At 32.1% G+C, this 22,542-nt stretch carries 25 protein-coding genes; 13 read left to right on the top strand and 12 right to left on the bottom strand.

Translation table 11 applies throughout. The annotated features are described in order from the left end of the window. The 11 genes from VCM48_RS04845 to VCM48_RS04895 all read right to left on the bottom strand — a co-directional run bounded on the left by VCM48_RS04845 (position 1) and on the right by VCM48_RS04895 (position 8,448). Positions 1-426: a GPW/gp25 family protein gene (locus VCM48_RS04845; protein WP_482271837.1), complete on the bottom strand. Its 426-nt coding sequence runs from the start codon at positions 424-426 to the stop codon at positions 1-3. Then, positions 419-721 (bottom strand): PAAR domain-containing protein, encoded by a 303-nt coding sequence (locus VCM48_RS04850; protein ID WP_274640121.1) that lies wholly within the window; start codon positions 719-721, stop codon positions 419-421. The genes VCM48_RS04845 and VCM48_RS04850 overlap by 8 nt, the downstream gene beginning before the upstream one ends. A gap of 12 nt (positions 722-733) precedes the next feature. Then, complete coding sequence (gene vgrG / locus VCM48_RS04855; RefSeq protein WP_482271838.1) at positions 734-2,533, bottom strand: type VI secretion system tip protein VgrG; 1,800 nt, start codon at positions 2,531-2,533, stop codon at positions 734-736. After that, on the bottom strand, positions 2,530-3,207 hold the full coding sequence (locus VCM48_RS04860; RefSeq protein ID WP_274640123.1) for a CIS tube protein: 678 nt from the start codon (positions 3,205-3,207) through the stop codon (positions 2,530-2,532). The genes vgrG and VCM48_RS04860 overlap by 4 nt, the downstream gene beginning before the upstream one ends. Before the next feature lie 3 nt (positions 3,208-3,210). Then, positions 3,211-3,378: a DUF5908 family protein gene (locus VCM48_RS04865; RefSeq protein ID WP_274640124.1), complete on the bottom strand. Its 168-nt coding sequence runs from the start codon at positions 3,376-3,378 to the stop codon at positions 3,211-3,213. Positions 3,379-3,401: 23 nt separating this feature from the next. Next, positions 3,402-3,872 (bottom strand): phage tail protein, encoded by a 471-nt coding sequence (locus VCM48_RS04870; RefSeq protein WP_482271839.1) that lies wholly within the window; start codon positions 3,870-3,872, stop codon positions 3,402-3,404. Further along, positions 3,865-4,329 carry a phage tail protein gene (locus VCM48_RS04875; RefSeq protein ID WP_274640126.1) on the bottom strand — a complete coding sequence of 155 codons (465 nt, stop codon included), beginning with the start codon at positions 4,327-4,329 and terminating at the stop codon, positions 3,865-3,867. The genes VCM48_RS04870 and VCM48_RS04875 overlap by 8 nt, the downstream gene beginning before the upstream one ends. 68 nt (positions 4,330-4,397) lie before the next feature. Continuing rightward, complete coding sequence (locus VCM48_RS04880; RefSeq protein WP_482271840.1) at positions 4,398-5,981, bottom strand: phage tail sheath family protein; 1,584 nt, start codon at positions 5,979-5,981, stop codon at positions 4,398-4,400. Between the two features lie 32 nt (positions 5,982-6,013). Beyond that, entirely contained in the window at positions 6,014-6,811 is a 798-nt protein-coding gene (locus VCM48_RS04885) for a hypothetical protein (protein WP_482271841.1), read from the bottom strand. Positions 6,812-6,827: 16 nt separating this feature from the next. Next, positions 6,828-7,403 carry a Pvc16 family protein gene (locus tag VCM48_RS04890; protein WP_274640129.1) on the bottom strand — a complete coding sequence of 192 codons (576 nt, stop codon included), beginning with the start codon at positions 7,401-7,403 and terminating at the stop codon, positions 6,828-6,830. A gap of 199 nt (positions 7,404-7,602) precedes the next feature. Then, positions 7,603-8,448, bottom strand: a complete 846-nt coding sequence (locus tag VCM48_RS04895) for a helix-turn-helix transcriptional regulator (RefSeq protein WP_274640130.1) — start codon at positions 8,446-8,448, stop codon at positions 7,603-7,605. A gap of 242 nt (positions 8,449-8,690) precedes the next feature. Here VCM48_RS04895 and VCM48_RS04900 point away from each other — a divergent pair, with 242 nt between their 5' ends. The 12 genes from VCM48_RS04900 to VCM48_RS04955 all read left to right on the top strand — a co-directional run bounded on the left by VCM48_RS04900 (position 8,691) and on the right by VCM48_RS04955 (position 21,049). Continuing rightward, positions 8,691-9,551 (top strand): RluA family pseudouridine synthase, encoded by an 861-nt coding sequence (locus VCM48_RS04900; RefSeq protein ID WP_482271842.1) that lies wholly within the window; start codon positions 8,691-8,693, stop codon positions 9,549-9,551. A gap of 30 nt (positions 9,552-9,581) precedes the next feature. Then, the gene (gene trmD / locus VCM48_RS04905; RefSeq protein WP_440121205.1) at positions 9,582-10,256 is read left to right on the top strand and encodes a tRNA (guanosine(37)-N1)-methyltransferase TrmD; all 675 of its coding nucleotides are present in this window, start codon (positions 9,582-9,584) and stop codon (positions 10,254-10,256) included. Between the two features lie 122 nt (positions 10,257-10,378). Beyond that, a complete protein-coding gene (gene rplS / locus VCM48_RS04910; protein ID WP_274640133.1) occupies positions 10,379-10,726 on the top strand; it encodes a 50S ribosomal protein L19 in 348 nt (115 codons plus the stop codon). Between the two features lie 717 nt (positions 10,727-11,443). Next, positions 11,444-13,669: an NADP-dependent isocitrate dehydrogenase gene (locus tag VCM48_RS04915; protein ID WP_482271843.1), complete on the top strand. Its 2,226-nt coding sequence runs from the start codon at positions 11,444-11,446 to the stop codon at positions 13,667-13,669. Positions 13,670-13,877: 208 nt separating this feature from the next. Continuing rightward, positions 13,878-14,693 carry an N-acetylmuramic acid 6-phosphate etherase gene (murQ, locus tag VCM48_RS04920; protein ID WP_482271844.1) on the top strand — a complete coding sequence of 272 codons (816 nt, stop codon included), beginning with the start codon at positions 13,878-13,880 and terminating at the stop codon, positions 14,691-14,693. Next, a complete protein-coding gene (locus tag VCM48_RS04925; protein WP_440121202.1) occupies positions 14,686-14,925 on the top strand; it encodes a DUF6095 family protein in 240 nt (79 codons plus the stop codon). Before murQ ends, VCM48_RS04925 begins: the two co-directional genes overlap by 8 nt. Before the next feature lie 3 nt (positions 14,926-14,928). Continuing rightward, positions 14,929-15,981, top strand: a complete 1,053-nt coding sequence (locus VCM48_RS04930) for a D-alanine--D-alanine ligase (RefSeq protein ID WP_482271845.1) — start codon at positions 14,929-14,931, stop codon at positions 15,979-15,981. An 88-nt stretch (positions 15,982-16,069) separates the two neighbouring features. Continuing rightward, complete coding sequence (locus tag VCM48_RS04935) at positions 16,070-17,026, top strand: hypothetical protein (protein ID WP_482271846.1); 957 nt, start codon at positions 16,070-16,072, stop codon at positions 17,024-17,026. Between the two features lie 49 nt (positions 17,027-17,075). Next, positions 17,076-17,831, top strand: coding sequence for a hypothetical protein (locus VCM48_RS04940; RefSeq protein ID WP_274640138.1), 756 nt, complete (start codon positions 17,076-17,078; stop codon positions 17,829-17,831). 8 nt (positions 17,832-17,839) lie between these two features. Further along, the gene (locus VCM48_RS04945) at positions 17,840-18,916 is read left to right on the top strand and encodes a hypothetical protein (protein ID WP_482271847.1); all 1,077 of its coding nucleotides are present in this window, start codon (positions 17,840-17,842) and stop codon (positions 18,914-18,916) included. A 16-nt stretch (positions 18,917-18,932) separates the two neighbouring features. Further along, positions 18,933-19,868 (top strand): hypothetical protein, encoded by a 936-nt coding sequence (locus VCM48_RS04950; RefSeq protein WP_482271848.1) that lies wholly within the window; start codon positions 18,933-18,935, stop codon positions 19,866-19,868. A 35-nt stretch (positions 19,869-19,903) separates the two neighbouring features. After that, positions 19,904-21,049: a T9SS type B sorting domain-containing protein gene (locus VCM48_RS04955; RefSeq protein ID WP_482271849.1), complete on the top strand. Its 1,146-nt coding sequence runs from the start codon at positions 19,904-19,906 to the stop codon at positions 21,047-21,049. On the opposite strand, the gene VCM48_RS04960 is transcribed toward VCM48_RS04955, so the two are convergent. Beyond that, on the bottom strand, positions 21,050-21,544 hold the full coding sequence (locus VCM48_RS04960) for a DinB family protein (protein WP_099213793.1): 495 nt from the start codon (positions 21,542-21,544) through the stop codon (positions 21,050-21,052). Between the two features lie 239 nt (positions 21,545-21,783). Between VCM48_RS04960 and VCM48_RS04965 the strand changes: the two genes are divergently transcribed. Then, positions 21,784-22,506 (top strand): hypothetical protein, encoded by a 723-nt coding sequence (locus tag VCM48_RS04965; protein WP_482271850.1) that lies wholly within the window; start codon positions 21,784-21,786, stop codon positions 22,504-22,506. The last annotated feature ends 36 nt before the right edge of the window (positions 22,507-22,542 follow it).

Raw genomic sequence — 22,542 nt, forward strand, 5'->3', positions numbered from 1 at the left:
TTACAAATTGGTTCCTTCTTTTAAATAGAAAGGATATACATAGTTATGTCTTGTGTTTGTTTGATTGTATTCGTAGTCAATCGTAACTTCTACTAAGCCTTCTAAAACATCAGCATAATCTACCTCAACATTTAAAACACTTATTCTAGGCTCGTTGTTTAACAAGCTATTTGTTACAGTGTCTTTTATTTCAGCTTTAAGCGTTTCATTCATTTCTTGAAAAAAATATTGTTGAAGTCCTGATCCAAATTGTGGACTCATAGGTCGCTCACCAAAGTTGGTTTGCATTATTATGTCTATAGAATCTTTGATATTATTCTCGTACCTAGTGACTTCAAGTTGATAATTTCCAACCGAAAATGTTATAGGAAAAGACCAACCCGCGCCTAAAAATTCTTTTTTTCTATTTATATTAACACTACCCACCTATCATTACATTAAAAGCTCCTAATACTATTTTTCCTCCATGTGCTGTTGCATCTCCCATTCTAGCCGCTGGCATTCCTCCTATTTTTACAGTTGCAGACCCTTTTACTATTGTATCTGGTGGTCCTACACATACTAACATATCTCCAACTTTCGCTGCTGGTAATCCTCCTATTAATACATTAGGTTGCCCTGGACCTATTATAGGACCTCCAACATGTGGTATAGGTGAAGGCACTGCCGGTGTTTGCATAGGACATTGATGAAAATCTGTTAATCTTGCTGCTGGTGGCATATTTTTTAGTTTTTAGTTTATCATAACCATAGCTCCCTTGATAGTAGTTTGAGCTCCTGCTTGTAATTCAGCTTGTGCATTTCCTTTTGCTGAAAATTTAACATTGGCTGTTTGTTTAATATTGGTTCCTTTTACAGTAACATCTCCAGGAGAACTATCTACGGTTACTCCTTGTTTTCCTTTAATTGTTACTTTTTGGTTTGCTTCTATTGAAATATTTTTCGCACTTTTAATAGCTATCCCGCTAGAAGACATTACAATACTGTTACTGTTTTGATCTTTTATGGTAATTTCTTTTGTTTTATCGTTAAAAACAGCCGTATTCTTACTTGGGGTTTCTATGGTAAACACCTTATTTTCATCATCAAACTCAATAAAAATTCCTTGTTTAGAAACAATTGCCTTTTTAGTATTTTTCTGATTAGGAGTTAAGCCTTTAAAAGGTTTGTTTTTAGCACTACTGTATAAGCTTCCTAAAATTATTGGGTATCGAGGATCTTCATTTAAAAACCCAACCACTACCTCATCTCCTACTTCAGGCATAAAGAATACTCCTGCCCCTGATGTTGCATAAAAATTAGCTAAACGAGCCCATATACCTTGACCTTTTGAGTCAAATAATGGTATATCGATCAATATTCTATATTGATTATCTGGATCTTCGTACATCTTTTTTATAGTTGCATTGAAAAGCCCTTGAACACCTGGTAATAGTCCTGAAGCAGGAGGAGCCATTACATCTGGTTCTTCTGTAAACCAAATAGGCGATAACCCTACTGTTACCTCCGTTATCCAGTTTCCATCTGCAACAGTGTGTGTTACATTAGATATAAAATGATCTCCGTTAAATCGATCTCCTAAACCATCTAACGTTATATATTTTCCTGGATTTACTTTGTTACTTCCTTGAAACTTAACTTCTCCTCTAATTTTTGAAAACTCACTTTTAATCAATGTTGCTTTTGACCAGTTTGTTAAATCTGTCGTTTCCAAAGGCGCAGTGGTTTGCACTTTAAACTCTTTTAACCCCACTACTTCTGATAACTTTTTGCTAGATAAGTTTCCTGCTCCTGCATAACTATTACTTGCTGAACTTGACGTTACTTTTTGATTAGGAAACCCCCATGACTCCCCTTTTACAGAACCTAGCTGAGTAACTGCATCTAAATCTGCATTAAACTCTAACAAGTTATCTCCATATTCTATTTCAAGTACTGATTTTTTGTCTTCATCTGGTGGAAAAACAGCTACTTTACCATTAAGAGTTGTCACTACCATTCCATTCACTTCTGCTCTAGCCATTATAAAATCCCAATCTGTAGTGTAATACTGTACTTGTTCTGGCCATTTTGTTTTTGTTGCTGTTACATCAGCTGATAAGCCTGAATATGTTCCTATAATCGATGAGATTATTTCACTGTCTTTTTTCTTTGTGAAGGTGAGACTTTTACGTCCTACAATCATACGAATGGCTTCATCTCTACACTCAACTTCTAATGTAGGACCAGAATTTCCCTGTACTCTTATATTTTGTTTTGTTATTATTCCTTCAAAGATGGTTTCGTTTACAGAATCATATCCTGCTGCTATTTGTACTTTATTTCCAGGGATAAAAGTTTTAGAAGAGCTTACTGAAAAACCTTCAGTAGCTGGGTTACCATCTAGAATTACTATAGTGGCTCTTGCTATTCTGTTTACAGATTTCTCAACAATAATACGTTCTATCTCAACAACATCTGGAATTACCTTACCGTCAACTTTTATATCAAAAGTTACTAATCCTCCACTTTTTATGTCTGTTGTTCCACTCATGATATTATAGGTTTAATAATTGGAGGAAAAATTAATTCTTGTCCTCCTTTTAATTTCCTAAACTTATTTAAACCATTATACTGTGCTACTTGTATATAATGATTAGGAGAATTCCATACTTTGTTACATAATTGTGGTAAACTTTCTCCTTCAATTACTTCTACTAAATGCGTAACATCTGGTGATTCTTTTTTTTCTTTCTTTTTTTTCTTTTTTTCAGATACATATTCTCCAAAACTCAATGAAATTTTTGCCCTAAGCGGGCTTCCATCTGGTCTAAATAATGTGTATGTAGTATTAAATTTTTTTAAGACACTATTAAACGATAAGTTTGCTCCCCATTGAATTTTAACATAATTAGGGCGATGAATTTTACCGTTATAGGTGTACACAATGTCTTCTAAGGCTTTAATTTCTTTCGCCATATCTATTCTTTTTGAAAATACAACTCCTGTACAGTCAATTACTATTTCAAAACTTAGTTCATCACTTGGTGTGTTTTTGTATTTCTGAGAAGGTTTACTAGAATCTATCGGTTGCTGCTCATTGTATTGAATCCTTCTGTTCCATTTTATAGAATTTGGATTAATCATTACTTTATAAGGCTCTCCTGGAACAGGTGTGCTAAAGTTTTCATCAGTATACCCTGTTATTTTCAAAAATTCTAGTCCCATAAATTATCGTCTATAATTTGTTTTTTTTATTCCTTCAGAAAGCATACGCTTACATATGTTTATTAACTCCTCTTTCAATACATTAAAATCTTGTTCTTCAAAAGATGTCGATTTTTCAGTTTCGGTTCTGATTTCTGTTTTTATAACTAACTCTCTAATTTCTACAGGCATTTTTTTAGTTTTTAATACTACTTCTATGATGTCGTAAAGTGAATGTAGGCTAACTCAATCGTATCTATCAAAACTTCACTTTCTTGTGATTTTAGATCTGAAATAGAGTACTTAATTGGATAAGCTTTATAAAAGTTCCATTTCATGGATACTTGGCCTTCATTATTCAATAGGTTTACTGAAACTGTTTTTGTTTGTATTGGTTTTGCTAATCCACCATCTATAGTTTCTTTACACCATTTGGTCAATGCATCACCTTTAGGTACCAGTGCTCTTTTAAGTACCAAATTCTTACTAATCGAAACAGCGGGGAGGCGGTATTTAAACCTATTCTCTCCGCCTCCTACTACTTCTTCTACAGTTTGTTCTTTGGTTAAGCCTGATACTTGTTGAAAAGGTAACCCTTCACTATTATCAAATGAAACAGAGAAATAAAAGCCTACAGGAAACTTACCTACTTTATCTTCTGTCTTAGCCTTGTTCTTATTAGCCATTTGTTATAATAAGTTCTTCATGTGCTATCTCAATAGTATCAACAGCAACTTCATTTCCATCAGATTTTAAGTCGGTACTTGATATTTTAGTTGGCCATGCATTATTTAATTGCCATTGCATGGTTACATTACCTCCTTCATCTAATAATTTTATAAGTACTGTTCTACGTTTAATTGTGTTCATTTTTATTTCTGCATGCCAATCCCAAAAAGTATTATCATTTACGAACACACCACGTTTCATAGTTACATTACCGTATTTAACAATTCCTGGCATTTTCTCAGTAGAGAATAAAGGACTGTTACTTTTACGATACTCTATAATTTGGTTCTCTACATCCATTCCAGATACTTCCTGAAATGCTACTCCTGTTAATTCAGTTCCTAAGTCTACTTCGAATCGGAACTTAGGCATGGGCCATGTTCCGCCTTCTACACTACCGTCATCTGTTGCCATAATTTTCTTTTTTAATTTAAATTAGTTTGTTTAGTTATTTCTTTGATTAAAGGTTTTAATATTTTCTTTTAGCTAGAAGTAGCCATTTGTTGTTGAAAGGTTAATACAATAAATTCTGCAGGACGTACGATTGCTACTTTTACTGTTACATTCATAAAACCATTTAAAATATCTTCAGAAGTCATTGTGGTTCCTAACCCACACTCTACAGAAAAAGCATCAGAAGCACTCGCTCCTTGTAAACCTCCTTGTTTCCATATTCCATTTAAAAAACTTCCAATCATTGCTTTTACCGCTTCCCATGTATTTTTATCATTAGGAGCAAATACATACGCGTTTGCAGCTAGCTTACAAGATTGTTCCAAAAAAATCATTGTTCTTCTTACTGATAAATACCTCCAATCTTTACTATTTCCATCTAACGTTCTTGCTCCCCATATTAAGATCCCCAATCCATTAAAAAATCGAATAGCATTGATAGATTTTCCTGAAATTGCATCTACATTTAAATCAGCTTGTTGTGTCTCTGATAAGCTAATTGGTAAGTTTACCGCATCAACCATTGAAGTATTTGCTGGTGATTGCCATGGACCAACTTGATTATCTACTGTTGTTATTACTCCCGCCATACCTCCACTAGGTGGCAATAAGTTTGCGTCTTGTAATACTTTAGCTATAATAGTACTATAGGTCGGACTCGCTACTAATAATGAGTTATTATATTGACTAACTGTTAGTGCTTTTCCTCCTGGTGGATTTTGAATATTTGCTATAATAGCATCAACCGTTGCATTAGGGTTATCTGCTGGACTTAAAATATCTTTTAATTGTGATACATCTCCTCCAAAAAGATTTGTGTAATCAATATCTGTAGATTGCATTACCGTTGTTCCTACAAAAGGATAATAAGCTGTACCATAATCTAACCCATTAGACCCTGTACTATTTCGGAATGCTTCAATATCATCCATATACATTAATGGGTCTGGATTATCTCCTCCAATAATATCAAAAATACATACCGCTGTTTGCATTTCTGTTGATTGTAACAGCATAGCTTGCATTAAAGAAGCATTATTTTCTACTGATAATAATGTTGCCTCTGGACATATATACATCGTTGGTTCTTGCTCTTGCTTAAGTAATGCTAAACCATCTGTTAATTGATTAATTTGAACGTTAGGGTTTACTACTTGTTCACCTATAGTGGCTGGACCTCCTGATGGTTCTCCATAAGGTCCTACCGAAACAATATATGCATCTCCTCCTCCATTATCATAAAACAACTTTATGCTATTATACAGATAGTAAACTGTATTAGGGTCTGGTAGAATTGAATAAAAAGTATTCCCAATCATCATATAGTCTCCTTGTGTAGGTTGACTATCTTGTTGTACTAAATAATATTCTGGTTCATATTGTTTTGCTGGGTCTGCTGGTGCTGGTGGATTAGGCAAACAAAAAATGGCCTGAAAGTCTGCGAATGACGTTATTTTAGTAGGTACATTCGTGTACGATGTCCCTTCGTACATAGCTTGTGGAGTATATCCAATAAATGCGGGAACTGCAGTAGCAACAGGTACTACTGAATTTCCAAAAGCATTTACTTCATTGATATAAACCCCTGGAGATTTAATGGTTGATAAATTCATAAAACGTTTGGTTATTGTTATTTTTATTTACTCTATATATATACATACATTAAAGAAGCAACTACTGAATTTAATTCGCTTCCCATTATTTTAATAGTATTAGGATTTGGTGTTGGTAACCCTTTACAGACTATCTTTTTCCTATCTACACCGTTTTTCTTGGTAACACTTACCAAGTTAAACTGGTGTTTTGGAACTTCAGATAGCGGTAGCAATTGTTCTTCTAGTGAAAACTCTTGAGCTTTTTGTCCATTTTGAAGTACTACATCAAAAGGTCCACTAAATTGTTCATCTGATTTTCCTTTTATTGATAGACTTCCTAGATTTTGCTTATTATTATTTACTACAAAATACTTCCACTGTGTTTCTCTAGCTTCAAATTGAATTTTATAGTTAACTAACTCTTTTTTTTGATCTAACTTCACCAAATCTTCAAATTTTATAGCTACTTTAAAAAGTATATTTACCTCTTGTTTTTTTTTAAAACTTGGAGTCAATAACTTTTCTTTATTGATAGTTACCCCTGATGAGCTACTAAACTCAATAACTCCTATTTCATTTACTGGTAAGTTTGTGTAATGATAAAATTGTTGATTTGTGACAGTGATATTGAAATTAAAAGAATCCTCTCCTGTTACTAGAGTTATATAATTTAAAAGATTTTCTATTGTATTTTTAGCATCCATATAAAACTCGAAGCCTGTATCTGTGACTTTTAACCTTAAAGAGAATCTTTTAATAATATCCTCTGTTTCTTTTGATGCTACATACAGTAAACCTCTACATATATTATTTTCAAAATAAGTATGCATTACATCTAAACTGAACATTTTATTAAAGCTACTACTATACATCCTTTGAAGTATTAGAGGTTGTTGTAATCTCTGGTGTAAAGCCTTTAACTTCATCTGAAGTAATACTAATCAATTTCATTTTATAGATAACACTTGGCTGATATTTAGCTCCTAATGCACTCCATAAATTATGCATTTGCTGATATCCATCTCCTTTTTCAAACTCAAACTCTAAACGTAAGATACCTTTAGGAATGTTAGATGAAGTATTAGCATCTAATGCTGTATTAATTTGAAAAAATTGTATTGATGTGTTCAAAAACTTTAACACCTCATTATAGTCTTCAAAGTTTGGAGCTATTAATATGTATAAATTATATCGCTCCTCTAATGGTTTACTTACATAATTACCATTACTAGTTCGTTTATTTCGACTGTAGAAAGATTTGACTGTTTCTTGACCTATGTGAATTAATGTTATCACTACCTTATTCTGATTTTCAATAGGTACTGTTCCATTTTGGTCTATAATATTATTAGTTACGACGACATCATCACTTAATCCGAATTTATTTTTTAAAAACTGATTAAGCATATTACTCGTAAACTGTAACGACTTAAAAATCATTGCTTTTCAGGGGACTTTAGTTTGGTTTCTCAAAGTTAAACACAAGAAATAAAGCAACCTAAAAGCTACTATATACAAATCATAGACATCTTTTTAACTTTCTATTTTTACGTAGACAAAACGTAGACATCTAATCTTTAACCAAAAAAAGTGACTCTTTTTTAGAGTCACTTTTATAAAGTAATCAGATTATTTTTTTCTAAAAAGAACTAATAAAACTTTTTAAATCTTGTTGTTTTTCTAAAATCATTTTTTTCTTTAAACGGTATTTATGAGTTCGGACACTTTCTCTACTTATTCCTAAAATATATCTTATATCTTCATTAGACATATTCATTTTTAAATAACAGCAATATTTTATATCCTTTACAGTTAAACAAGGAAACTTATTTGATAACTCTTTTATAAAACCAGGATTAATATTTTCAAAATAAACTTTAAAATCATCCCAATGATTTGTTCTAGTATTTAACTTTATATTGTTTATAATAGAATTTAACCTACCTCTTGTTGTATGATCCACTGACGAGCTCAATTCTTTTATCCGTTCCATCATACTTTTTAACAATGCCTTTTTTTGATCTAACTCTAAAACATAACGAGCCAAGTTTTTATTTTCAATTAAAAAACTTGAATCTTCTCTTATGTTGGTATCTAATCTAGGACTATGATGCATACAACTAAGAGACAAAATACTTTTCACATTACATAACAAATGCTTATTTCCTAAACTGTTTTCAAGAGTTTGAATCATTATGGGTGTTTTTTCAGATGAAAAATCAACAACCTCATACTGATTAGTCAAACAAAGCACTGGGGCAATAATTTTTGAGCACGAGTTAAAAAAATACTTAATTTCTATATTATTGTTCTTAAAATTAAGAATGATAAGTTTTGGTGTAATTGTATGTAAAAACTCTTTTAATAATTTAATTGAATTCACTGTAACAGTACTATATCCTCGTAAATCAACTAACTCACTTACTATTTTAGAAACAGTATGCGGGGTATCAGAAGCAACTATTATGTAGTTATCTTTTTTCAAAAGCTAATAAAGTATAGATGTATCCTTTTTAAAGTCAACATCATTTAAGTTTGGTTAAAGACTATTTAAGAGTTTTTTTTTTGCTTTAATCTCATATTCAAAGACTTACTCTTTAAAAATAGTTTATTTCCTAAAATATTTACTATTTTTTTCTTTCAGTGTTAAAAAAAAAGGCAAGAACGTTAAGTAATTGACAACAAAAATTATTTGCTTAATTTTGAACAAAACAAAGTCCTTCTTTTTTGAAAATTTCTGAAACTCACAACGTAAAAAATATAGCAACTCCTATTCGACTACAAGAATATGCTGTTGGAATTTTCAAAACTATTCCTACAAAATCTGGCATAAAAAAAGCCATTAAAAAAGGATTAGTAAACGTTAATGGTAAAACAGCTACAACAGCTTTATATATTAAAGGAGGAGAAACTATTGACTTATTTCAAACAGAAGAAATTCTTAAGAAAAAACAATTTAACTTTCCTTTAGAAGTTCTTTACGAAGATGACTATTTAGCTATTATTTATAAACCTTCAGGAATCTTAGTAAGTGGGAATTCTTTTGCTACAATTGACAATGCTCTTACACAAAACCTGCAAAAAAGTACATTAGCTGATGCTACTCGTCCTCGACCAGTTCATCGATTGGACTATCCAACAAGTGGATTATTACTCATTGGAAAAACAACCTCCAGTATTATTACGTTAAACCGACTATTTGAAAAGAAACAAATTCAAAAAACATACTTTGCAATTAGTATTGGAGAAATGCAGAAAAACGGAGAAATTAACCTTCCTATTGAAGACAAAAATGCTTTTACTTCGTTTAAAGTTATTGAAACTATTAAATCACCTAGATTTGATTACTTGAACTTAGTTAAATTAACTCCTAAAACAGGAAGAAAGCATCAATTACGCAAGCATCTTTTTAGTATTGGTAATCCGATTTTAGGTGATAAAGAATACTTTTTAGAAGATTTGATTTTAAACGGAAAAGGATTGTTTTTACATGCATCTACCCTATCCTTTATACACCCTTTTTCTAAAGAAAAAATAACGATTACAAAAGAACTTCCTAAGAAATTCAAAAAAATATTCTCACAGTAAAATATCTTTCAAAAGATATATCTTTGCCGCATGCGAATAGATATTATCACAGTAGAACCAGACTTAATTAAAAGCCCATTTGAAAATTCGATGATGAAAAGGGCTATAGATAAAGGACTCGCTGAAGTTCATTTTCATAACCTACGAGAATATGGTTTTGGAAACTATCGTCAAATAGACGATTACCAATTTGGTGGGGGTGCTGGAATGGTTTTAATGATTGAGCCCATTGCAAAATGTATTGAAAAACTTCAATCAGAAAGAGCATATGATGAAATCATATATATGACTCCTGATGCTAAAACCCTAAATCAGACTACAGCAAACACTCTTTCATTAAAGGAAAATATTATCATTTTAACAGGTCACTACAAAGGTGTAGATCAACGCGTACGTGATAAGTTTGTAACCAAAGAAATTTCTATTGGAGATTATGTATTAACTGGAGGAGAATTGGCAGCAGCAGTTTTATGTGATGCTATTATCCGTTTAATTCCTGGGGTTTTAGGTGATGAAACTTCAGCTTTAACAGATAGTTTTCAAGATAACTTGCTATCACCTCCTGTATATACAAGACCTTCTGAGTATGAAGGGATGAAAGTACCTGAAGTATTATTATCGGGTAATTTTCCTAAAATTGAAGAGTGGCGCTCGGAACAAGCATATAAAAGGACAAAAGAAATACGTCCAGATTTGTTAGATTAACTAATAATCAACGATTTATTTATTTTTTTTATCAAAAGAAAAGTTCTAAATTTGCACCCACAAAATCAACCTCTGACGAAAATCGTGAATGTTGCTTTTATACAACCATAAATAACAAAGAAATGGATTTAGTAAAATTTGTTCAAGACGAATTTGTAACAAAAAACGAATTACCAGAATTCGCAGCTGGAGATACTATTACAGTATACTACGAAATTAAAGAAGGAAACAAAACTCGTACTCAGTTTTTTAGAGGAGTTGTTATCCAAAAAAGAGGAAGCGGAGCTTCTGAAACATTTACTATTAGAAAAATGTCTGGTACTGTAGGTGTTGAGCGTATCTTCCCTATTAACTTACCATCTATCCAAAAGATTGAAATAAACAAAAGAGGTAAAGTACGTAGAGCTCGTATTTACTACTTTAGAGGTCTTACTGGTAAGAAAGCAAGAATTAAAGAAAGAAGACACTAAAAACTTCTTCTCAAAAGAAATTAAAAACACCATGATTTTCATGGTGTTTTTTTATTCACATTTGTTAATAAAGCACCACTCCTAACTTGTTAACAACAAAACACTTAAGACACTCAAAAAGAGATATTTATTTCTTATATTTGGAGAAGAGTTTACAAAGTAAGTGACGTCAGAATTATAGTTGACTATATTAATCACCAAAAAGTAAACCTTTTAAAGTAACGTTCTTTATATATTTTGTTTTTAAACATAATTAAGGCTAAATTCAATCATCATAATTTTTGATTAATTGTAAGTTATTAATAATTTATAGTTTTCTAGTTATAAGTTTATAAGTATTATTGGTTTATATTTAGCTTAACTAACCTGTTTAAAAACACCGAAGCTTTTGTTTTATAAATGATATAATTTATGGAGCGAAGTTTCTTTTGAGGTAGTAACGTAGTTTTTTCTAAGGGAAAAACATAAACACAGTTTTATTTGATAATGTAGCAATACAATTCAGTACCTCTTACTATTTCAAGAAAGCCATGTCAATTACAAGAAATTGTTTGACATGGCTTTTATTTTTAATAACAAAATCTCCATTCCTCTTCTCTAAATTATCATATTCATAATAAAACCCCCTAATTAATAACAATTTACCATCAAAAAACTCACCCGTAATTCTTAAATTTGCATCACTTCAAAATATAATTTAATTTATTACTTATAAATATGAATAAGACTGCTAAAATTATGTACACAAAAACGGATGAAGCTCCAGCGTTAGCTACTCGTTCGTTTTTACCAATCGTAAAAGCTTTTACAAAATCATCTAACATAGAAGTAGAAACCAAAGATATTTCTCTTGCTGGTCGTATTCTTGCTAATTTTTCAGACTTTTTACCTAAAGAGCAACAAGTAGAAGATGCTTTAGCTTTTTTAGGAGATTTAGCAAAAAAACCAGAAGCCAACATTATTAAGCTTCCAAATATTTCAGCTTCTGTTCCTCAATTAAAAGCAGCTATAAAAGAACTGCAAGCTTTAGGATATGCTTTACCTGATTATCCAGAAGAAGCTAGTACTGATGAAGAAAAAGCGATTTTAGCACGTTATAATAAAGTAAAAGGTTCTGCAGTAAACCCTGTTTTACGTGAAGGTAACTCTGACCGTAGAGCTCCAAAAGCTGTAAAAAACTACGCAAAAAAGAATCCTCATTCAATGGGGGCTTGGAGTGCTGACTCTAAAACTCATGTTTCAACAATGACAGAAGGTGATTTTGCTCATAGCGAAAAATCAGTTACTGTACCAAATGCAACTAATGTACAAATTGTACATACAGATGCTAACGGAAACAAAACTATATTAAAAGACAACTTATCATTATTAGCGAAAGAAGTTATTGATGCTTCTGTAATGAGTAAAAAAGCATTATTAACTTTCTTAGAAGAACAAGTTAAAGACGCTAACGATAAAGGAATATTATTCTCTTTACATATGAAAGCAACCATGATGAAGGTTTCAGACCCTATTATTTTTGGTCATGCTGTTCGTGTTTTCTTTAAAGATTTATTTGCTAAACATGGCGATACCTTTAAAGAAATAGGTGTAGATGTAAATAACGGTTTTGGTAACTTACTAAGTAACCTTGAAGAGTTATCTGCTGATAAAAAAGCAGAAATTCTAGCAGATATTGAAGCTATTTACACTAGTAACCCTGATGTTGCAATGGTAAATTCTGACAAAGGAATCACCAATTTACACGTTCCTTCTGACGTAATTATAGATGCTTCTATGCCGGCAATGATTCGTACTTCAGGTCAAATGTGGAATAAAGAAGGAAAGCCTCAAGATGCTAAAGCTGTAATTCCTGATAGTTCTTATGCTGGTTTATACCAAGAAACTATTGATTTCTGTAAAAAGAATGGCGCTTTTGATCCTACTACAATGGGTACAGTTCCTAACGTAGGCTTAATGGCTCAAAAAGCTGAAGAATACGGTTCTCATGATAAAACATTTGAAATTACTTCTAATGGAAAAGTTGAAGTGATTGATGCCAACGGAACTACTTTATTAGAGCATACTGTTGAAGCTGGTGATATTTGGAGAATGTGTCAAACAAAAGACGCACCTATTCAAGATTGGGTAAAATTAGCTGTTACTCGTGCAAGAGCTACAGGAGCACCTGCAGTTTTTTGGCTAGGTGAAGAAAGAGCTCATGATAGAGAGATTATTAAAAAAGTAGAAAAGTACTTACAAGATCACGATACTACAGGATTAGAAATTAAAATCTTATCTCCAGTAGAAGCTACTAAATATACTTTAGAGAGAGTTAAAGCAGGTAAAGAAACTATTTCAGTAACAGGAAATGTATTACGTGACTACTTAACTGACTTATTCCCTATTTTAGAATTAGGAACTTCAGCAAAAATGTTATCTATCGTACCATTAATGAATGGTGGTGGATTGTTTGAAACGGGTGCTGGAGGGTCTGCCCCAAAGCATGTTCAACAATTAGTTGAAGAAAACCACTTACGCTGGGATTCTTTAGGTGAATTTTTAGCTTTAGCTGTTTCTTTAGAGCACTTAGGTGAAACAAATGATAATAGTAAAGCAAAAGTATTAGCTGAAACTTTAGATGATGCTACAGATAAGTTATTAGACAACAAAAAAGGACCTTCAAGAAAAACTGGAGAATTGGACAATAGAGGTTCTCATTTTTATTTAGCTATGTATTGGGCACAAGCTTTAGCTTCTCAAGATAAAGATGCTGATTTAAAAGCTCAATTCGCTCCTATCGCGGAAAAAATGACTGCGAATGAGACTACTATTGTTGAAGAATTAAACTCTGTACAAGGTAAAGCTGTAAACATTGGTGGATATTATGAACCTAATGATACTTTAGCTAATGAGGTAATGCAACCAAGCAACACTCTTAACAATATATTACAAAGCATATAATTAAGTAATTATATAAAATTCAAAAGCAGGTGATAAAATCACCTGCTTTTTTGTTTAAACAATTAAACCAAACAAATTATTAAACAATAATGTCCCCCGAATTACTATTTAATTCCCCATAACATTGTTTGGCACATAATTATGACACGACAAAATTATAATTGTCACATTCTAATTTCTTGAAACTTTTAATTAGTAAATTTGAAGCATGAAGTTTACAAAAACAACTGAACAAGACTCTAACTACAATAATTTAGAGAAAATGAGTATTTCTGAATTATTATTTAACATAAATAAAGAAGACAAAACAGTTCCTTTAGCTGTAGAAAAAGCACTTCCCCAAATTGAAAAGCTTACAGAACAAATTGTTCTGAGACTAAAAAAAGGTGGAAGATTATTTTACATTGGTGCTGGTACCAGTGGCCGATTAGGTATTGTTGATGCTAGTGAGTGCCCCCCTACTTTTGGTGTTCCACACGAATTAGTTGTTGGACTTATTGCAGGTGGCGATTATGCTATTAGAAAAGCTGTTGAATTTGCTGAAGATTCAACAAATCAAGGATGGAATGATTTACAAGAGCATAAAATATCATCAAAAGATGTTGTTGTAGGAATTGCTGCATCAGGTACTACCCCTTATGTTATATCTGCCTTAGAAAAATGCAATGATAATAATATTGTAACAGGCTGTATAACTTGTAATCAAGGAAGCCCCTTGGCATTAACTGCTCAGTTCCCTATCGAAGTAGTTGTAGGTCCTGAATTTGTAACAGGGAGTTCCCGAATGAAAGCAGGAACAGCTCAAAAGCTAGTATTAAATATGCTTTCTACAACTAGTATGATTCAATTAGGAAGAGTTAAAGGAAATAAAATGGTTGACATGCAATTGTCTAACAACAAGTTAGTAGATAGAGGAGAAAAAATGTTAGCTTCTGAATTAAATATCGACCAAAAAACCGCTAGCGATTTATTAAAAAAATACGGAAGTGTTCGTGAAGCTATAAAAAACTTTACTAATGAATAAACCTACTACTTTTGAAACTGGTATAAAAAAGCTTTTAGTTTTTCTAGGCCTACTTATTATTTCTCCATTGGTATTAAGCGTTGCCTTTAAGGCAATGCGAGCTTTTAAAGAAGCTCCTAAGGTTTTTATTGCTTATGGCTTACTAGTAATTGGTATTTTGTTAATACTTTTTACCGTATATTATGGCTTTAAAACATTTAAAACCATATTGGATCACCTTTTCAGCAAATAACTTTTGATTAGAAGCAATTCCATAAAAAAAATAACAGATTGGGAACACTGGCCATCCGCTATGTTTTATCTCCCTAATATTCCATATGCTTTTTATTTAGCTTATAAAGCAAAACATTTGGCCTTTTTTAGTGCTGCTAACCCATGTATAAAAAGCTCAGGAAATGGTACTGAAAGCAAATACGAAACCATATTATTAGTTCCTGAAAAACACCGCCCAAAATCAGTTTTAATTAAACCAAATACTGATTTCGAAATCGTTTGTAAAAATATTCAAGAACAAAAAATCAACTTTCCTTTAATTGCAAAACCTGATATAGGCTTTCGTGGGTTGCTAGTTGAAAAAATAGCATCTAAAGACGCCTTAAAAAACTATCTTGAAAAATATGCTATTGATATTATTATTCAAGAGTTTTTAGATTACGAAAATGAATGTGGTATATTTTATCATAGAAATCCCAAAAATGATTCTGGCAAAATTTCTTCATTAACTTTAAAACGCTTTTTATCTGTTACAGGAGACGGAACTTCTACATTAAAAGAACTTATTCTAGCTGATGAAAGAGCTAAATTGTACATAGAATTATTTTCTAAAATTCACCAAGATAAACTTACAGAAATCCCTATTAAAAATAAAGTTATTAAACTTACAGCTGTAGGTAATCACTCCAAAGGAACGCAGTTTATTAACGGTAACCATTTAATAAGTGATAAACTAACTACGACCTTTGATAAATTAAGTAAATCAATACCTGGTTGGTACTATGGACGAGTTGATTTAAAATACAACACTTTTGAAGAATTAGAGGAGGGAATCGACTTTAAAATACTAGAAATAAACGGAATAATAGCAGAACCTACTCACATTTACGATTCACAAAATTACACCTACTTAAAAGCCTTAAAAGCTATAAGAACACATTGGAAGTCACTCTTTACTATTGCTATTACAAACCACAGAAACTTTAACACTCCATACAAAGATTCTATGAGCTTTCTTAATGAGATTATATTATTAAAAAAGTACACAAAAAAAATTAAACACCTCTCTAAATAGAAAATCTTTTCTATCTTTGTCAGCGAATACATGTTCATGTATTATAAGAATCCCCCCGAGTCTTAAAACCAATTAACTACTCAACTGAATGGAAAGAAGATTACTTTTTTCATTGGTTCTTTTTTGTGCAATAATTCCAACTTTTTCTCAAGTTAAAGTTGGAGAGAATCCCTCTTCTATACATTCAAGCTCTATTTTAGAACTGGAAAGTTCAGACAAGGTGTTAGTTATTAGTAGAATGACAGATACTCAAATGAACGCTATCCAACCTTTACGAGGTGCCTTAGTTTTCAATACTGATCAAAACTGTGTTTTTATGTATGATGGAACTTCGTGGATAAGCTTATGTAATGGTGATTCTGGAAACACACGAGAATCAATTAAAGTTACAACCTCTTCTACTCCTCCATCTGACAATAACGTAGGTGATTTTTGGATTAACGATACTTTAAACAATACCACTAGTATTTGGGATGGAACCAATTGGATTTCTATAGATAACAACCCAAGAAAAGGTAACGGAGCTCCTAATGCTAGTACAGCTCCTAACCCAATACCTGGCGATGTTTATGTAGATACAACTACAGGTATAATTTATGCCTACGACGGTACAACATGGGTAACATCAAACTCAACACCATCTGCTAATAATGGGCTTTTGATAAACGCAAGTAATACTATTCAATTAGGTGGTGTATTAATTCAACCTACCACTATTGAAACTAATACTACAAATACATTAGCTATTAGTGGTTTAGAAAATGGAAATACTACAACTGACGATATAGTTACAGTAGACAGATCCACTGGGGTTTTGAGAAAAGTAACCAGTTCTAATTTACTAAGAGAGGAAGTTACAAAAATTACAGCTACAGATGGACAAGTAACATTTACTGGTCTTACATTATATACAACTGATAAAATTAATGTATACAGAAACGGAGTACGAATAGATTTTACAGTTAATAACGCTACAACAATTACTATAGAACCTGATGCCGTATGCTATGCAGGTGATGAAATACGAATAGTTCAATTATATTAATACATAACAGAAAATTAAAAAGATTAATAACGCAATCAATTCTTAAATTATGAAAACAATTACAAACAAATTAAAAGTCGCTTTAGTAGCTGTAGGTTTATTAGCTGTAGGTACTGTTAGTGCTCAGAGAACTGACACTTCTACGAATGCAGGTACAGACTTCACTAAACAAGCTAACACTGTATTAGGTGAAGATGGTGGTTCTGTTAAAGTTGTAGACAACAAAGGAACAATTAAGTATTTACAAGCAAGTAATGGTTTAACTGTATTTACAGATACGGCTCCTAACGGAGGGGTAATTACTACCTGGCAATTAGGAGGTACGTTAACTGACAATACGTACATTACAGCTAGTGCAACTGGAGGTCCAGGTGGTAATCCAGCTGAGTTTGCTCTAAATGGCTTAGAATTAGTAACTGCAGGTACTGCTTCTACAAATGCAGTTGATCGTGGTGCTCATGATGATGGTGCAGGTGCAACTGGTTTTACCGTATTAATTAGAGATGAAGCTACTGGTGCTATCCAGAAAATCGAATTAGCTGACTTGTTTCAAGTTACTGCAATAAGAAGAGAGGCTACTCCTCCAACTAACACTAATAATGGTACTACTGAAACTATAGCTGTTGCTGGTTTACCTGTTATTGACGCTACAAATGAAGCTAAGTTATTTGTCTTCAGAAATGGAGTGAAATTACGTTGGAATACTGATTTCACTGCAACTACAGCTGGATCTATTGATATAAATATCTCCGCTGACTTACCTATTTATGCTGGTGATGTTATTGAAGTTCACTATATTAATTAATTATATTAATGTATAAAAACATTAAACATATTAAAGTATTTATACTAACTTTTGCATTGGTGCTACTAAGCTTTAGCGCCAATGCACAAGAAGTTAGGGTTATTGATAATAAAGGTACTATACAAACAGTTAATAACAATACTGTAACCACCTCTACAACTGCACCAACCCTTCCTCTTGAAAATGATGTTTGGTTTGATACAACCAATAGTCAAATAAAAATATATGATACTGTAGACGGTTGGAAATTAATCACCTCTACATTAGCATCTCAAAACATCTATACATCCGACGGGACTTTGACGAGTAGTCGTATTTTAAATGGTAATACCAACAACTTAACTTTTAATAACATCAACTACTTACAATTATTTAGTACTCTAGGTACGCAAATAAGTTCCACTGGTGGTACAATGCAAATATCTTCGGGAACTTCTTCTCAAATATCAGCAGGTACAACAATGCAACTTTCTGCTCCTAGTAACATTATGTTACAAAGCCCTACTGAGTTTAATAATACACTATTAGATGTTAATAATTCTGCTGGAACTTCTGGTCAAATATTAACCTCTACAAGTACAGGTGTAGAATGGGTTAATAACCAACAAAATACTGTAACAAAAACATCAAACTCTTCAACAAGCACACCTGCTACATATTCTTTCCCTGTAGGTTACACCCCTGTAGAAAATGATTTTTTTATTTATGAATTAACCTCAGGTGAACACAATACTATATACATATACAATAACGGAGCTTGGGAACAAATAGCCCCAACTAAAGCTTCTAGAATATTCTACCCTCCATCAATTGCAATAGATGCTAGTACAACTGGTTCGGGTAGAACTATCAATTTATACACACAATATACAGCTCAATTTAATAGTCCTGCTATTGGTAGCACTAGTGCACCTGCTACAATACCTACCTATAATGCTGATGAATTATACTACTACGTTACCGATTACGACACATCTATTTTAACTGTTAATAGTATAGATGACAATGGGGTAATGACCTATAGCGTAGACAATATCCCTACAAACGACAACACTATTATCAATGTTGTTTTTGTAGTTAAGTAAACCTAAAGAGGCAGATATGTTAAAAAATAAACTCTTACTGTTTTTCTTCTTCCTAGGGATACTTACCAATATATCTGCACAAAGTATTAATGATTTTAGAAGTGTTAATTCAGGAAACTGGACAACAGCTACAAACTGGGAGCGATTTGATGGTACCAATTGGGTAACCGCCACTTACTATCCTGGGGATGGTCCTACAAACGACGTTAATATAATTAATGGTAATACTATCACTATTAATTCATCTATTTCTATCTCTGTAAACTCAATAACTATTGGAGATAATAACGACACCAATATTGAAACTTTAGAGATTAATTCAAATGCTACCATTTTTACCAATACTTTTTTAATCAAACTAGATGGACTTTTAAAATGGATTAGCTTTGTTACACTAACCTTATCTAATGATGATACTGAACTAATTGTTGAAAACACACTACCTGATGATCCTTCTTTAGGTTCAACACACGGGATTTACATAAACCCTCCTCCTTGTAGTAAAAATCAAACATTAGAGATAGGAACTGCAAGAAAAAACATTTATGCTACTTGTAACGGTGGTGGCGGTAGTGGTGTAGAATCTTTTGATGAAGTTAATAATTCTGGGGGTAACCAATCATTAACCGTAACAATAGTACCTAGTGTTACAGAGTTATGCTCTGGAGAAAGTATTTCATTTACAGTTTACCCATCTGGGACAGCTTACAATTCTGGAAATACTACTACTTACAATTGGACTTCAGCACCTACGACTGGTAATATAATTAACGTAAATTCTGATACAACATCTGCGTCACCATCAACTGATGGTAATATAACTTATCAAATAAGTATTACAAACTCTGGCTATAATGCTTCAAACTCAGTAATAATAACTGTTAATGACTGCAATCAACCCTCTGGAAAAATCATTACCAACCGTCGTATAACTTACAGAGTAAATAAATGATATTATATAAAAAACACATATCGTTTATTTTTTTTATGAGTAGTATTACTCTAACTATAGCACAAAATGCATTTCAAAATTCGGGTAATGTACAGTTACACGATGGTGCTCAAATTGGTTTCCATACCAACCTGGTAAACAACGGTACCTTAAACAATTATATTGGTTTTGCTGGTTTTTATGCTGATAACGAAGCTAGAACTATTTCTGGCACTAACAAAATCACCTTTTTTAATGTAGAAATTGATGCGCTACAAGACCTAGAGCTATACAATTCTTTAGGTGTACGCAATCAGTTAAGCTTCATCAACGGACAAGTAATTACACCAAGGAATAATACGGATATTTCATTCGATTTCATTGATTATGATTTCTACGCAGGTGAAGATAATGAACGACATATAAACGGCTACACCTCTTTAAAGCAAGGAAATAAAAATACATCAAACTTTACCTTTCCTATAGGAGATGGAGTAATGTTACGTCCTATGAGTTTACCTCATACCAATAAATACTACTTTTTTAAAGGAGCTTATTTTTATGAGGATCCGAATTTCCCTACTAATTTTACTGCTAATTTTTTAACAGACCAGAAGCAAGCTATAATTGAAAATATTAGCAATATTGAGTTTTGGGATTTAGACGGAAAAAATGAAACCCAAATTACATTAACATGGAATAGCCGTAGCGATATTTCTTCCTTAGCCAATCAAATTTCACAATTAATTGTAGTAGGTTGGAGTAAAACTGAAAATCAATGGATAAATTTAGATGTACTAGAAGTTACTGGAGATTTATATGAAGGGACAATTACATCAGCTGCATTCGTCCCCAATGAATACGAAGTAATTACAATTGGATCATTATTAGATGATGAAATTAACACAGATAATAACAATATTTTAATCTCTCCAAACGGAGATAACCTAAACGATTATTTAGTTTTTGATGAAGTAAATGAATATGCTCACAATAAACTAGTAATTTATAATCGTTGGGGAAATATTGTTTATCAAACTGAAGATTATAAAAACGATTGGGATGGTACTTCTAACGGAAGATCAACTATTAACAGAGAAGATAAACTTCCTGCTGCTACTTACTTTTACTACCTAGAATTAGGTGACGAACCAAACGCGTATCAGAAACTAAAAAAAGGTTGGGTATACATTAACCGATAATTATTTTACTAGCTCTTTTTTTGGGGTAGTAGGATTGTAACCAAAATCTGCATCTGGTAATTCTATCCCTAACTGATTTATGATAAAACCTATACTAGCAAAATGATGTATTGCATGGCTATGTGCTTGTATTAAGGCACTACCCAAAGTATAATTTGCTGTTACTTTTCCTGTACCTAAATCATCTGTAACAGAAATAATTGTATCAAAATCTTCTGCTTCTAAACAATATAATTGCTCAATAACTTCATTAAAATATGCTATTCCAGACTCAGTTTTTTGCTCTGCTAATTGATTACGCTCTCTATCAGAAAAGTCAACACACTTTTTATTCAATCCATTAAAAATACAGGCAAAAACATCTAGAATATGCCTCATATTTGCTCCTATACTCGAATAATAAGGTGGAATTGATGTATCACTGTATTGTTCATCACTAATCGCTTCTAATAGTTTAATTCCTCTTTGTAAGTTTTTATCAATAGCTGCTATCATTCGTAAGTATAAGTTTTCAAGTAAGTCGTATAAATATAGAACTTTTTACTTGGAGAAATAAATTATTTTTCCAACCCAAACTAAAACACTGAAAACCAAAAACATAAACTAAATCAAAGAATTAAAGTTCAACTTAAAATTAATCTTAAAGTATTTTTTGGCACGCTCTTTGAAAATTATACATCAACTGCGGAAGCCGAAAAGCATATAGAGTAAGCATAACCCTAAAATTAGCAATTATGAGAACAGGGATACTATTATTATTAGCAATGATGTCATTAACAACTGCAAATGCCGACAACATTGAAAAATCAACTAGCAAAATTGGGGTTACAAACCGTTATAATGACGCTGTTGCCTTTGTAGAAAGAGGAATTCAATTTCACGTATTTTTAAACGGAGATTTCGACTTCAATACCCACTACGATAGATACTCAGATTATGGCGTTCGTATTAAACGTGATAGAAGAGGTCGTGTTAGAAGTGTAGGAAACGTTTATATAAACTACGATGCCAGAGGAAATGTAAAAAGAATTGGTAGTGTATTTATGAGGTATAAGTTTGGAAACTTATTTAAAGTAGGAAACTTACATATTCAATACGATAGATGGGGTAATCCTAGGTTCAGAGGATTTGTAAAACCAGGACACCGCCATCACCATGATGATGATCACTACTATTACGATGATGGATTTGATGTAAATATCGATATAAACATAGGTGATATTTTTGATTATGATGACGTTTATTTTTACAGAAAAGATTTTGGAAGAAACTATCGTCAATTTAGAGAAGATAATAACTTTTACTACTACAGAGCGTTACCAAATGCTAAAATTGGAAAGCGTAGTAAAATTATAAAAAGACGTAAACACAAAGCTTTCAAAAACAAAAAATATAAAAACAAATACAGAAAAGGGAAGCCTGAACAAAAAGGTAAATCAAGAAGAAACCATGATTAAACAAAAAATCCCTCATCAAATTTGATGAGGGATTTT

Source organism: Tenacibaculum sp. DPLXC6, assembly GCF_056815515.1.

What these genes read in the sequence shown, in the direction of transcription:
- VCM48_RS04850 (WP_274640121.1), bottom strand. Translation starts at nt 721, where the DNA reads ATGCCACCAGCAGCAAGATTAACAGATTTTCATCAATGTCCTATGCAA.
- vgrG (WP_482271838.1), bottom strand. Translation starts at nt 2,533, where the DNA reads ATGAGTGGAACAACAGACATAAAAAGTGGAGGATTAGTAACTTTTGAT.
- VCM48_RS04860 (WP_274640123.1), bottom strand. Translation starts at nt 3,207, where the DNA reads ATGGGACTAGAATTTTTGAAAATAACAGGGTATACTGATGAAAACTTT.
- VCM48_RS04865 (WP_274640124.1), bottom strand. Translation starts at nt 3,378, where the DNA reads ATGCCTGTAGAAATTAGAGAGTTAGTTATAAAAACAGAAATCAGAACC.
- VCM48_RS04870 (WP_482271839.1), bottom strand. Translation starts at nt 3,872, where the DNA reads ATGGCTAATAAGAACAAGGCTAAGACAGAAGATAAAGTAGGTAAGTTT.
- VCM48_RS04875 (WP_274640126.1), bottom strand. Translation starts at nt 4,329, where the DNA reads ATGGCAACAGATGACGGTAGTGTAGAAGGCGGAACATGGCCCATGCCT.
- VCM48_RS04880 (WP_482271840.1), bottom strand. Translation starts at nt 5,981, where the DNA reads ATGAATTTATCAACCATTAAATCTCCAGGGGTTTATATCAATGAAGTA.
- VCM48_RS04885 (WP_482271841.1), bottom strand. Translation starts at nt 6,811, where the DNA reads ATGTTCAGTTTAGATGTAATGCATACTTATTTTGAAAATAATATATGT.
- VCM48_RS04890 (WP_274640129.1), bottom strand. Translation starts at nt 7,403, where the DNA reads ATGATTTTTAAGTCGTTACAGTTTACGAGTAATATGCTTAATCAGTTT.
- trmD (WP_440121205.1), top strand. Translation starts at nt 9,582, where the DNA reads ATGCGAATAGATATTATCACAGTAGAACCAGACTTAATTAAAAGCCCA.
- rplS (WP_274640133.1), top strand. Translation starts at nt 10,379, where the DNA reads ATGGATTTAGTAAAATTTGTTCAAGACGAATTTGTAACAAAAAACGAA.
- VCM48_RS04915 (WP_482271843.1), top strand. Translation starts at nt 11,444, where the DNA reads ATGAATAAGACTGCTAAAATTATGTACACAAAAACGGATGAAGCTCCA.
- murQ (WP_482271844.1), top strand. Translation starts at nt 13,878, where the DNA reads ATGAAGTTTACAAAAACAACTGAACAAGACTCTAACTACAATAATTTA.
- VCM48_RS04925 (WP_440121202.1), top strand. Translation starts at nt 14,686, where the DNA reads ATGAATAAACCTACTACTTTTGAAACTGGTATAAAAAAGCTTTTAGTT.
- VCM48_RS04935 (WP_482271846.1), top strand. Translation starts at nt 16,070, where the DNA reads ATGGAAAGAAGATTACTTTTTTCATTGGTTCTTTTTTGTGCAATAATT.
- VCM48_RS04940 (WP_274640138.1), top strand. Translation starts at nt 17,076, where the DNA reads ATGAAAACAATTACAAACAAATTAAAAGTCGCTTTAGTAGCTGTAGGT.
- VCM48_RS04945 (WP_482271847.1), top strand. Translation starts at nt 17,840, where the DNA reads ATGTATAAAAACATTAAACATATTAAAGTATTTATACTAACTTTTGCA.
- VCM48_RS04950 (WP_482271848.1), top strand. Translation starts at nt 18,933, where the DNA reads ATGTTAAAAAATAAACTCTTACTGTTTTTCTTCTTCCTAGGGATACTT.
- VCM48_RS04955 (WP_482271849.1), top strand. Translation starts at nt 19,904, where the DNA reads ATGAGTAGTATTACTCTAACTATAGCACAAAATGCATTTCAAAATTCG.
- VCM48_RS04960 (WP_099213793.1), bottom strand. Translation starts at nt 21,544, where the DNA reads ATGATAGCAGCTATTGATAAAAACTTACAAAGAGGAATTAAACTATTA.
- VCM48_RS04965 (WP_482271850.1), top strand. Translation starts at nt 21,784, where the DNA reads ATGAGAACAGGGATACTATTATTATTAGCAATGATGTCATTAACAACT.